The following is a 12,300-nucleotide window of genomic DNA, read 5'->3' as shown; positions in this document are numbered from 1 at the left end:
ACTGATCGCGCTGGTGCACGGAGACTACCCGCAGAGCCCCGTCGGTGCAGACCCCCCTTCGGCTGCCCACCGCTCAGCCCGTCGCGGGAGCGATCCGACCCTCTCCGCTCGAACGCGATCCGCCAGCAGAAACATCAGCTGCGCGCGAGACGTGATCCCGAGCTTGCGGTAGACCGAGGACAATTGCGTCTCGACCGTCCGCACGCTCGTGAAGCTCTCTTCCGCGATCTGCCGGCTGCTGGCGCCTCGCGCAGCTGCCCTCGCGATCTCGCGCTCTCGAGTCGTGAGCGCAGCGAGGACGGCGTCCGAGGAGGCCAGGGCCATCGCACGGTCGACGAGAAGGCCGAGCGAGAGGTCACCGGTCTGATGAGCCAGCACGTGCGCCCTCTCGAGAACCTGCCGTGCGTCGTCGAAACGCCCCAGGGAGGCCAGGGCACGCCCGAGCTCGAGGAGAGACAGCACGAGCTGGTCGGGAAAACCCGCGCCGGACAGCACGGCAACGGAATCCTCGAGCATTTCGACCGATCGTGGGGGATCCTCTTCCGCCGCGAGGAGGGCGTGGATGCGTATCACCACACCATCGAGGAGCGGTCGCGACCCCCGGGAAAGGATCTCCAGACGGTCCGTCATGCGGCGAGCGTCCTGCCGACGACCGGTCCCGACGGCCGCTCGTGCGAGGTCGAAGTCGATCCACATGCGGCGCCCGGGCTCCTGGGAACCGAGCGACTCGGCGTGCGCGAGCGCGATGGAGAGCTGCTGGTAGGCCTCTCGCCATTGCTCCCGTCGGGCCGCTGCGAGGCCGATCAGAGCACGGCGCGTCAGGGCGCCATGGACTTCCGACCCCTGCACGGTCGGCTGAAGGAGGACGGCCTGCAGGGCCGCCTCGTCCGCTCCTCTCAGGGCGATCAAACCCGATGCGCGTGCCGCTGCCGGGGAGAGAACCGCATCGGCCTCGGTCACTCCCCGGAGATCGTCTGCGGCCGTCCGACGTCCCGCGTAGACGTCCACCGTGGCGAGGTGAATCGTGAAGATGCGCTCCATGAAGGGCTCGCCATCGATCCGGGCCTGACGCCGGAGTAGTGCGAGGGCATTCCGCGACTCATCGAGCAATCCCACCTGATAGGCGAGGAATCCGCGTTGGGCGAGCGCGCTGTCGACGGGCGCCACGAGATCGATCTGCCGCTCCAACTCCTCCATCTGCGCCAGGAGTTCGTGATCGAAACCCTGCCCGAGGTCGACCTTGGCCGCGAGGAGGACGGCGATGGCGCGGTGGCGGGAGACGGGCGCTGTCGAGACCGACAGCCGATCGAGGGCGACGGTTGCGAGTTCGGCTCGACGGCGCGGTTCGGCCGTCGCCTCCGCACGGTACGTCATCACGATGCTCGACGCGTCGAGGTCGCCGTGGGCTGTGAGACGTTCGATCCGACCGAGCAGTCTCAGCGAGAACTCCTCCCCTGCCGTCGCCTCACCGGCCATGAGCATCAACGGGAGCGCGCGGTCGAGGATCGACGGCGGAAGAGTCGCGATGTCCAGAGCGTCCAGAATATCGAGGGCCGCAGCATGCTCCGATGAGCGGAACAGGGCTTCCGCTCTCCTCACATCCTGTACCGGGTCGTCATCGGGCGATCTCCCGGACATGTCCGTCATCCTCTTCTCGACTTCGGTGCCTGAACGAGATCTCGGCATGCGCTTCTCACTGTCCACCGAAGGCCCCTGGCCGTCTCGTCGACGGATCCGCGCACGAAGATCACGTTCCTGCCGTGTGATATTCAATACGCAATATATCAAGGGGGGCTGGGCGTTGATTGTGACCGCCCCGACGCGATGCCCCGACGAACGTCGCCGCCCCGTCACGCGTTCGCTCGTCCAGACGATCGCAGACACAGTGAGCCTATTCCGGGAGGATGCACGCGCGTGCCGAACGGTACGTATATCCCTACGTATATCCCTACGTATATCCGCGGATCCATCGCGCCGATGGGCGATATCGGTAGACATACGTATTCCTCGCCCGATGACGGGTTGGTGGGATGAATCAATGACCAGCCGGCACGCTCACGACACCATCCGCGGACTCTTCGCGCTGGTGATCATCACGATCTCGCTCCTCGCGCTCGCACCCGCCCCGGCCGAGGCGGGCCCATCAGTGGACCGGGTCTCCACCCACGCCGACGAGGTGGTCCCCTTCTACGTCGTGCAATCGAGCGTGAACGGTGAGCCCGAGTTCCTCTTCGCCATCGCCCAGCGTTACCTCGGCGACGGCAATCGGTTCACGGAGATCTTCGAGCTCAACGAAGGCCGCCGTCAGCCCGATGGCGGAGCGCTCACCGTGCCGACGAGCCTGAACCCCGGTTGGATCCTCCTCCTGCCCGCTGATGCAGAAGGTCCCGGTGTGCAGTTCGGCCGGATTCAGCGCCCGGACGAGCCGTCCCAGCCCGTCCCGACCTCGCGCCCCGTCGACCCCGCGCCGGCACCGACACCGACGTCGGCGCCCCCCTCCGCCACACCGACGCGCGACACCGCCGACGCCGCTCCTGCGGCCGGCCTCACGGCACCACCGCTGGCCGCGATCGCGATCGCGATCGTTGTGATGCTCCTCGCCGCGCTCGCGTGGTGGGTGCTCCGCCGACGCCGCCGTCGCGCGGCGGGCACCCGGAGCACGGCACGGTCGCGGGACTGGTCGGCGTCCTGGACCATCGACAGTGCATTGAAGATCGTGAGCGCCGCTTGCGATGCCGAGGACATCCCCTTCCCCGGCCTCTACCTCGTCACCGTCGATGGAGCGTCCATCCACCTCCAACTCACCGCTCCGTCCACTCGCGCACCGTCGGGGTGGAGCGCTTCCTCCGACGGCCGCATCTGGACAGCGGCTCTCGCTCATCTCCAGCGCCAACCGGTACCCGAGACGGGGAGCGAGCGCTTCTCCGGACTCGCCACTCTCGGCATCACCGATGCCGGGCGACTGCTCCTCGACTTCCACAGGGCCGGGGGTCCCGTGAGCATCGACGGCCCCGCGACGGCGGTCGCCGATGTCGTCGACGGTTGGCTCGCCGAGCTGACCGGCAGTCCCTGGTCCGGCTCGCCGCACGTCGTACACCTCGCCGCGCGCGGCGCCGACCGGCAGATCGCGCTCGACGACTTCATCGCCGGGGCGAGTACCGATTTCTCCGAGAAGGGGATCGCCGTGGTCGACGAGATCACCTCGCGGGCCCAAGGCGATGCTCTGCGGTCCCTTTTCCTGTCACCGGGCTTCTCCTGGATCGTCATCGTCACGGCTCCCTTTGCCGGCGCCCCGTGGAGGTTCACAGCGCGGGACGGCGTGCTGTCGAGCGACCTCCTTCCCGACGTGCGCTACAGCGCGTCGCTGTCCGATCGGATGCCGACTTCCGCTTGACCGTCCCCCACCTGTCCGGGCGCCCGCCCGTGGCAACCCCGACCATCGAACAGAAGGAATCACCCATGGCGAACTTGAACGTGACCTACGGCGACATGCAGGATGCCGCAAGCCGTCTGGCGAACGGCCAGCAAGAGATCAACATGCAGCTCAGCAGACTGAAAAGCCTCGTCGACAGCCTGGTGTCCGGCGGCTATGTGACCGACCAGTCGTCCATCGCCTTCGGGAGCTCGTACCAGGAGTTCAACGATGGCGCCACGAAGACGATCGCCGGACTCGAGGGGATGAGCACCTACCTCAACAAGGCAGCCGAGGCTCTGCAGCAGACCGACGCGGACCTCGCCAACGCGCTCAAGCGCTGACCCGGTGCTGGTGTCCCGCTTGCCCCCAGGGCGGGACACCAGCTGCCTCCCTCTCCTCTCCCTTCGCCGTCCAGCCCCTTCTCCGCACCTCGACCTGAAAACGACCCATGCGCATCGCCGTCACCGTCCGCGACACCACCAGCGGAGCGCGCGATCTACTCGTCGATGCCGACGCAGCCACGACCGTCGCTGAGATCCTCGCCCGCACCGGAATCACCCTCGCACAGGACGGTACGACGGTGACCGTTGGAGGAACAGCAGTCGACCCGACCGACACGATCAGCGCCGCGGGCCTCCGCCACGGCTCCGTGATCGCCCTGCACCACGGCCCTCCCCCACGCGTGAGTACGACCGAGGGGCTCATCGACATCGGCGTATCGAGCGGCCCCGGAACGGGACGCGTCGTCCGCATCGGGCCCGGGCAGCACTCTCTCGGCAGTTCCCCGTCGAACGATGCGGTGCTGGCCCCTTTGCCCTCGCGGGCACTCGTGGTCGTCGTCGACCTCCAGATGACCGTTCGCGTGCGCACGGTGAACACACTCGTTCAAGCGGAGCTCTCGGGCACGCCGCTGACGCAGGAGTTCGTCCCGTGGCCGAAAGGGGTCGACGTGCGGATCGGGGACAGCCTGTTCCAACAGCGCCCGGTCATCGAGACGAACGCGGTGCTCGAACCGTCGGACGACGGGGGCACGTTGGACTTCAATCGGCCACCTCGGCTGCGATTCGCGCCGGTCGACGAGCTCTACCGCATCCCCGCCGCACCGAGTGCTCCACCGAGGAACCCGCTGCCCTGGGTGGCGGCGCTCCTCCCGCTGCTCGCCGGAGTGGTGTCGGCCGTCCTCTTCCAGTCCGTCGCCTTCCTGGCGTTGGCCCTGCTCTCACCGATCATGGTGATGGCGAACGCCCTCACGGCGAAGAGGCAGGGACGACGGACCCATCGGGAGAAGCTGGCTGAACACAAGGCGACGGTCGAACGCATCGAGGAGGACATCCGCGAGCGTCACGCCCAGGAGAGGTGGGCGTTGCAGGCCGCCACGCCCAGCGCGACCGACCTGGGCACGATCGCCGCGACCCCCGGTTCTCGACTCTGGGAGCGCCGCGCCGGCGACGACGATCACCTCCTTCTCCGCGTCGGCACCGCCGATCTCCCGAGCGCCGTGGCCGTCGAGGATCTTCGAGAGCCTGTGGAGTACCGTCGGCGTGTACCCGCAACTCTTCGGGACGTCCCCACGTCGGTGCCGCTCTCCGAAACGGGCGTTATCGGCGTCGCGGGGGCGCCCGCCCGCTCCCGCTCCGTTGCGAAGTGGTTCGCCGCTCAGTTGGCGGTGATGCAGAGCCCACGCGACGTGCAGCTCGTCGTCCTCACGTCCGGAGACAGCCATCACGACTGGGCCTGGACCGTGTGGCTTCCGCATTCCGTCCCCGCGCTCGGCCAGGACACCCGCTCGCTCATCGGTAACGATGCGGACACAGTGGGTCGCCGCATCGGCGAGTTGGTGCAGCTCGTCGCAGACCGGACGTCTCAAGCCGCCGCGGCGAGCGGTCGACTCCACCGCTTCACGCCCGACATCGTGGTGGTGTGGGACGGCGCCCGCCGCTTGAGGAACTACCCCGGGGTCGCCGGAGTGCTCCGGGACGGGCCGGCCGTCGGCGTCTACGGAATCTGCATCGATGACAACGAGCGTTCGCTCCCGGAGGAGTGCACGTCCGTCGTCGCAATCCTGCCGGAGGGCCGGGCTGTCGTCCGCCGTTCCGCACACCAGGCCGTGCAGAACGTCCGTCTCGACGACATCGACACCGCCTGGTTCGAACGCGTGGCCCGGTCCCTCGCCCCGATACGCGACACAGGTGATGACGAAGAGGACTCCATCCCCTCTGCCGCCCGGCTCACCGAGGTGATGGAGCTCGAGCCCATCGGCGCTCCCGCCCTCGCCGCACGGTGGGCCGGGGGTGCTCGCAGCACGCGCGCGGTCATCGGGGTGTCCCTGGACGGCCCGTTCTCGATCGAACTGGTGGCTGACGGCCCTCACGGCCTGGTGGCCGGAACGACGGGCTCTGGCAAGTCGGAGCTCCTGCAGTCGCTCGTAGCGAGCCTCGCCGTGGTCAACCGACCCGACGAGATGAACTTCGTCCTCGTCGACTACAAGGGGGGAGCAGCCTTCAAGGATGCCGTCCGATTCCCGCACACGGTCGGCATGGTGACCGACCTCGACGCGCACCTCGTCGAGCGCGCTCTCACCTCGCTCGGCGCCGAGCTGACCCGGCGGGAACACCTGTTGGCGGACGTGGGCGCGAAGGACATCGAGGACTACGTCGCCGCTCGCGATCGAGGAGCGCCGGGGGCACTGGCGCCCCTGCCACGACTGCTCATCGTCATCGACGAGTTCGCGTCGATGGCTCGCGAACTCCCGGATTTCGTCGCCGGGCTCGTGAACATCGCGCAACGGGGCAGGTCGCTCGGAATCCACCTGATCCTGGCCACCCAGCGGCCATCCGGCGTCGTCTCGGCGGAGATCCGTGCCAACACCAACCTGCGGATCTCTCTGCGTGTCACCGATGCCGCCGACAGCACCGACGTCATCGACGCTCCGGACTCCGCGCGGATCCCGGCGACACTGCCGGGTCGCGCTTATGTCCGACTCGGGCACTCCTCCCTCGTCCCCTTCCAGACCGCGCGCGTGGGAGGCCGAAGCCTGACCACCGCAGGACCCGCGCCGGTCGCCGCACCCGTCATCGTCGAGATCGGCTGGGCGAGTGCGGGTTACCCTCCGCCCACCCCACCACGCTCGGACGCTGAAGAGGGGGTGGCCACCGACCTCTCCCGGCTCGTCGACGCGGCGATCGAGGCGGCTGCCGGTCTCGGCCTGCCCCCGAACCACTCGCCGTGGCTTGCCCCCCTCCCCGAGACGGTCCTTCGCGCCGACCTCCCGCGCACCGACGAGCCGCGAGGCGGACCCCCGTCGAGCGGCACAGCCCCGAAGCCGGGATCCGCTCCATCACTCCCCGCCGTCGCATGGGCCCTGGGCGACGCCCCCGGCACCCAGTCGCAGCCGCCGGTGTCGATCGCTTTGGCCGAGTTCGGGCACATGTACATCGTGGGGGCCGCGCGATCGGGACGATCCCAGGCCCTTCGAACCATCGCCGGCGCACTCGCCGACAACATCGGTACCGCAGACCTCCACTTCTTCGGAATCGACATGGGCAACGGCGCGCTGCTTCCGCTGAACCGGTTGCCCCACACGGGTGCCGTCGTGCAACGCAACGAGCGTGAGCGGATCGGGCGGATCTTCGACCGGCTCCAGAGGGAGTTGACTGAGCGGCAGGAGTTGTTCGGCCGACTCGGAGTCGCTGACATCTCCGAGCAACGCGAGCAGGTCGCCGCCGTCGACCGCCTCCCCCACATCATCGTGTTCCTCGACCGGTGGGAGAGCTTCACGAGCACCTTCGGCGAGGTGGACGGCGGCATCCTGGTGGAGCAGGTGCTCGCCTTCCTCCGCGAAGGTGCGAGCGCCGGAATCCACCTGATCGTCGCCGGCGACCGCTCGCTGCTCTCGGGGCGCGTCAGCGTTCTGACCGAGGAGAAATGGATGCTGCGACTCAGCGACCGGAGCGACTACGGCATGGGCGGCCTCAACCCGCGGAAGATCGCGCAGACCGTGCCGGACGGAAGGATGTTCCGGGGCTCCACGGGCCAGGAGGCGCAGGTCGCCCTCCTCGCGAACGATCCGAGCGCGACCGCGCAGGCGGCTGCGCTGACCGAGATCGCCATGCGCGCGCGGGAGCGAGACCTCGGTGTACCGCCGCGGCAGCGTCCCTGGCGCATCGATCTGTTGCCGGCCCTCCTGACCTGGGATGAGATCGCCCGGTACCCCACGAATGCCGGCGCGCCCGCCCTGTGGGCGCTGCTCGGGGTCGGGGGCGACGAGCTCTCATCGGTGGGAGTGGACCTGGCGGGCGGGCCGCCGACCTTCCTCGTGGCGGGGCCGCCTCAGTCGGGGAAGAGCAACGTACTGGCCACCATGGCCCGATCTCTCCTCGATGCCGGAACGACGGTCGTGGTGATCGCTCCGCGCCGATCGCCCCTACCGGGTCTGCTCGAGGGCCGACCCGGCCTCGGTCCCGTCTTCGAGAGGAGCGACATCGCGGCGGACGAGCTCCGTCCGGCGCTCGATGTGGCCGGTCCGGTCGTCCTCGTCATCGACGACGGGGAGTTGGTGCGCGACATGCCTGCGAGTGACGCCCTGCGGGACTGGATTCGCGAGGCTCCGGGCGCCGGCCGCGGCGTGATCCTGGGGGGCAGCGCCGCCGAGGTGGGAGGAGGCTTCACGGGCTGGCAGACGGACGTCCGGAACAATCAGCGCGGTGCGCTGCTGAGCCCCCGCAGCCCGTTCGACGGCGACCTCATCGGCGTGCGTATCCCGCGGTCGGCGACCGTCGCCCCGATGCCGCCCGGCCGGATGCTCGCCCACCTCGGCGGTGGCACCATCCGCACTCTTCAAGCCCCCCGGCTCGTGAACTGACACTCACCTCTGAAAGGACCTTGCATGGCGGATCACCTCGTCGTCGACGAAACGCTCGACGACACCAATCGTGACCTGAAAACCATTCACCAGGAGTTCAGTCTGGCGAAAGACCGAGCCGACCAGACCAACCGGATCTGGGGTCAGGACGATCTGACGTGGGCGATGGGCGAATTCGTGAACAACTGGTACGTACACCGCGACAAGATCAACGAGAGGCTGGGGAAGCTCAGCGAGCGCGTCGACCAGGCCTGCCAGACGTGGACCGACGCCGAGAAGCAGCTGGCAGACAGCATTCAGGTGGATGAGGTGAGCAATGCCTGAGCGCCCGGGGCCATGGGATCTGCTCGGTAAACCGTCCGATCCGGTGGTGGCCGACACGGCCGCGATCGATGAGCAGCTGGCGCACTTCCGCTCGCTCGCCGAGACGCTCCGCGTGCAGGGAGACAGGCTCGCCCGGATCGGATCGGGCGAGTCGCTCAGGGGAGCGTACGCCGACGAGCTCCGGTCCTCAGCGAGCGAGGTCGGGAAGGACCTGAAGCAGACCGTCGGGCGCTATGAGGCCGTGGTGAGCGCCCTCCAGGAGTACCGGCCCGCAATCGATGCCGCCCTGCTCGGCTCCGCTTCGGCTCTCGATGACGCGATCGACGCCGCCGGCGCGCAGGCCCGCGCCGACACGATGCCGCTCGCCGAGGCGGCAGAGGGAGCCACGCTCACTCCCGAGGAGGAGCAGGCGAATGCCGATCGGACCGCGGCAGCCGACGGTGCTGCAGCCCGGCTGCAGGAGGCCAGGGCCAGACTCACGGGGGTGCTGCAGCGTCTGGACGAGGCCGGGCGCACAGCCGCCCGGACGGTGAGCAGAGGATTCGACGACGGCCTCAAGGACTCGCACTGGGACCGCTTCGCGCACAGATTCATCAAGATTCTGAAGATCCTGATCACGGTGTTCACGATCGTCGCGACCGTGCTCGCCGTGGTAGCTCTCGTGATACCCGGGGTGGGACCCGTGATCTCGGCCGGTCTGATGGCGTTTTCTCGCGGACTCGACGCCGTGGTGGTCGTGTCCGAGCTCGTTCTCGTCGCCGTCGGGGAGAGCTCACCAGAGGACATCGCGTTCGCCGTGCTCGGCCTCGCCACTCTCGGCGTCGGTTCGGTCGCCAAGGGAACGCGCACGGCCGTCCCCGCCCGCGGGACACCCACCGAGACGCCGGCGGGGACACGACCCCCCACGCCCAGACCGGATACCCCGACGCCGAGACCGGATACCCCGACAGCGGATACTCCGACAGCGGACACCCCCGCGCCCGAGGCGCCGACGCCACGCCCCGATGCCCCGCCCGCCGCGCGGCCGGACACCCCGGCCGGACCGACCAAGACGGAGCTGGACTGGCACGTTCCTCCGGGGTCGAAGGTCGTCGACCCGCCGAACGACCTCCCGCCGGGCGTCACGATCAAGCCGGGAACACAGACGTGGGAGTCGCCCACCGGTGTGAGATACACCCGCATCTCGCACTTCGAGGGCTACCGCGGCATGGGCACGGACGGGGCCCGGATGTTCTACGACAACGGCGCTCGCCGCGGCGATGACGCTCTCTACCAGAATGGGAGTCCCTGGATGGACTGGAAGGGACTCTACGTCGCCGACACGAAGGCCAGCGCTGAGAATTGGGCTCACCAGGTGGACGACGCGACGGGCCGCCCGAGGCCGGGCGACGTCGTCAAGTTCACCTACCCTCACGAGTTCACGCTGGTGACACCGAACCGCGAACTGGACAAGAACCCGCTCGAGTCGTTCCCCGGACTCACCGGTGAGCCGCCCCACTTCGTCGACCGTCTGGGCGCGAACGGCATGATCATCCGGAATCCCCTGTTCAGTGATGACAGTGACCGCTACGAGTGGGTCGTGCCCTGGTCGATGGCCGAGAACGGACAGGTCACTCCCGTCGCCCGGTACATCGCCGGACGGTCCGATCACACCCGGAAGGACCTCGACCTCGCCGGGAACGAGGTCGACCCGTCATGATCACGAACGTCGAAGCGACGGACACCGTCAGCGTCGCCGTCGAGCGCTGGCACACAGCCGGTCGTCCTGTCGCGGCCTCCGACGGCGAGAGCAAAGCGATCACGACCTCGACCATCCGATGGCACCGGTCACACGTGCTCCTCATCGCGGACGACGTGAACGCGCACGGGAGGGACGCATGATCGCCGAACGATCGACGGGCGAGGGAGCGTCCGTCGGGCCGCTCCCCGTGGCGTGGAGGAGAGGCGAGACCTCCGGAGTCTTCCTCGCACCGGGAGTGGCACAGGGTGCCGCCCCCGCGGCGACCCTGCGCGTCTTCCACGCCCTCGGACCGGACACCCGCTACCTTCTCGACCGTTTCGATGCGAACGAGGTCGGCCCGCTCGGCCGACCTCACCGGCGGGGCCTGCCGGATCACCTCGCCGATGGCGTCTCGCTCTTGTCGTTCGACGAGAGTCCCGAGGGCGACCTTTCGGCCCGGATCGTGCTCCTCCGGCGCGCCTGGGGTCTCGACATCACGCTGACCGCACGGTCCGTGCCGATCGAAACCGTACCCGACCTGTACACAGCGATGCTCGATCTCCTCTCGACCGTGCGCGCAACGAGGGAGAAGTGATGAGCGCCTATTCGATCGTGGACATCCCCGGCTGGGAGAACCTCTCCCTCAACAACGCCGACCGGACCGAACTCGAGGCCCGTTTGAGCGCGCTCGCCCATCAGGCGGTTCCCGATGACGTGCCGCGCGACTCCGCGACACCGTTCCGACTGGAGTTGCACAAGCACCTCAGTCGGGTCGTCGAGCACGCCCGTTCCGCCGGTGCAGGGCTCATCTGTCTCCCGACCCGCCGCATGGGCGACATCGCCGTTCCCGCCTCGTACACCGTTTCGGAATGGCGAGACGGCGAAGGCGGCGCGACGACGCCGGAGACGGTCCTCAACGCACTCGCCGCCAACTCGTCGAGCGTCACGCGGCTCGTCGACATCGACGGCCAACCCGCGCTGCGAGAGGAGGGCGTCGAGCCTGCGAACCCTACGGCCGATCCGCTCTCCCGACACGCCGTCCGGCGCGTCACCTACACGGTGTCGAGCCCGACCGACGACCGAGCCTGGCTCGTCTTCACCTTCGTCACTCTCGGCAGCGCCGATCCGACTGGCCCGCTGGCGGACGTTCTCGTCGAGCTCTTCGACGCGCAACTGACCACCGTGCGCTGGGGTGAGCAGTGACGGGTCTCGGCGATCAACTGGCGAACCACCAGAGTTATTGGCACGGCTGGGGCGTCGATGACAGATCGACCGGGGCCCTGTCGCTCTACAAGAGCGGGGTTCCCGCGGCGCGCTTGAACGCGGTCACCCACAATTCGGAGATCTCCGACGTGATCGTCGACGACGTCCGGGCGCGCATGGCGGGAGTCCCCTTCCTTTGGGAGGTGTCCGAGCTCTCACACCCGGACACGGCACGTCTTCTCGAAGCGCATGGCGGCACCTACGTCGGAGGGACGACCATCATGGAGATGGACCTGCGCGATGTCGGCTCGGACGACCCGCCCGCGGAATTGACGGTGGTGGAGATTTCCGCTCCGGACTCCCTTCATGAGTGGGTCCGCGGCTACAGCGCATCGATGGGGTTGGGGGCGCACCTGGGCGCCCCGCTTGTGGGGGTGGAACGCGGGCGGGTGTATCCGGCCCACCGTTTCAGGCGCTTCGCGGGCCTCGTCGACGGTGGGATCGTGGCGACCGCCGAGATCCTGTCGTCGGGCGACCTGGTCGGCGTCTACCTCGTGTCGACGGCTGAGGCCTTCCGTGGCCGGGGCTTCGCGAGCGCGCTCACGATGCACGCGCTTCGCGAGGCTCGAGCCGCCGGCGCGACCTGGGCGACGCTCCAGACCAGTGGGATGGGCCGACCCGTCTACGAGTCGCTGGGGTTCGATGCCGTGTCGACGTTGCACGCCCACCTCTTCTCGGCACCGCCCCACCCCGGGCGCGCACGTGCGGGGTAATCCA

At 68.7% G+C, this 12,300-nt stretch carries 10 protein-coding genes; 9 read left to right on the top strand and 1 reads right to left on the bottom strand.

The window, feature by feature from the left end; all coding sequences use genetic code 11:
* Positions 1–24: 24 nt before the first annotated feature.
* Positions 25–1,638, bottom strand: coding sequence for a LuxR C-terminal-related transcriptional regulator (locus ELQ92_RS02815; RefSeq protein ID WP_243694829.1), 1,614 nt, complete (start codon positions 1,636–1,638; stop codon positions 25–27).
* Positions 1,639–2,038: 400 nt separating this feature from the next.
* Here ELQ92_RS02815 and ELQ92_RS02810 point away from each other — a divergent pair, with 400 nt between their 5' ends.
* From ELQ92_RS02810 to ELQ92_RS02770, 9 genes are all read left to right on the top strand, one after another.
* Positions 2,039–3,394: a LysM peptidoglycan-binding domain-containing protein gene (locus tag ELQ92_RS02810; protein ID WP_128497446.1), complete on the top strand. Its 1,356-nt coding sequence runs from the start codon at positions 2,039–2,041 to the stop codon at positions 3,392–3,394.
* Positions 3,395–3,459: 65 nt separating this feature from the next.
* On the top strand, positions 3,460–3,756 hold the full coding sequence (locus ELQ92_RS02805) for a WXG100 family type VII secretion target (protein ID WP_128497445.1): 297 nt from the start codon (positions 3,460–3,462) through the stop codon (positions 3,754–3,756).
* A gap of 107 nt (positions 3,757–3,863) precedes the next feature.
* Positions 3,864–8,276, top strand: a complete 4,413-nt coding sequence (locus ELQ92_RS02800; protein ID WP_128497443.1) for an FtsK/SpoIIIE domain-containing protein — start codon at positions 3,864–3,866, stop codon at positions 8,274–8,276.
* A 24-nt stretch (positions 8,277–8,300) separates the two neighbouring features.
* Positions 8,301–8,600, top strand: a complete 300-nt coding sequence (locus ELQ92_RS02795; RefSeq protein ID WP_128497442.1) for a hypothetical protein — start codon at positions 8,301–8,303, stop codon at positions 8,598–8,600.
* Positions 8,593–10,299 (top strand): superantigen-like protein SSL4, encoded by a 1,707-nt coding sequence (locus ELQ92_RS02790; protein ID WP_128497441.1) that lies wholly within the window; start codon positions 8,593–8,595, stop codon positions 10,297–10,299. Before ELQ92_RS02795 ends, ELQ92_RS02790 begins: the two co-directional genes overlap by 8 nt.
* A complete protein-coding gene (locus ELQ92_RS02785) occupies positions 10,296–10,481 on the top strand; it encodes a hypothetical protein (protein ID WP_128497440.1) in 186 nt (61 codons plus the stop codon). Before ELQ92_RS02790 ends, ELQ92_RS02785 begins: the two co-directional genes overlap by 4 nt.
* A complete protein-coding gene (locus ELQ92_RS02780; RefSeq protein ID WP_128497438.1) occupies positions 10,478–10,915 on the top strand; it encodes a hypothetical protein in 438 nt (145 codons plus the stop codon). Before ELQ92_RS02785 ends, ELQ92_RS02780 begins: the two co-directional genes overlap by 4 nt.
* A complete protein-coding gene (locus tag ELQ92_RS02775) occupies positions 10,915–11,523 on the top strand; it encodes a hypothetical protein (RefSeq protein WP_128497437.1) in 609 nt (202 codons plus the stop codon). Before ELQ92_RS02780 ends, ELQ92_RS02775 begins: the two co-directional genes overlap by 1 nt.
* On the top strand, positions 11,520–12,296 hold the full coding sequence (locus ELQ92_RS02770; protein WP_128497436.1) for a GNAT family N-acetyltransferase: 777 nt from the start codon (positions 11,520–11,522) through the stop codon (positions 12,294–12,296). The genes ELQ92_RS02775 and ELQ92_RS02770 overlap by 4 nt, the downstream gene beginning before the upstream one ends.
* Positions 12,297–12,300: the final 4 nt, after the last annotated feature.

This window comes from Labedella populi, assembly GCF_004078655.1.
GTDB lineage: Bacteria > Actinomycetota > Actinomycetes > Actinomycetales > Microbacteriaceae > Labedella > Labedella populi.
The sequence above is the reverse complement of the archived record's forward strand: the minus strand, read 5'-3'. Positions and strand labels throughout refer to the sequence as shown.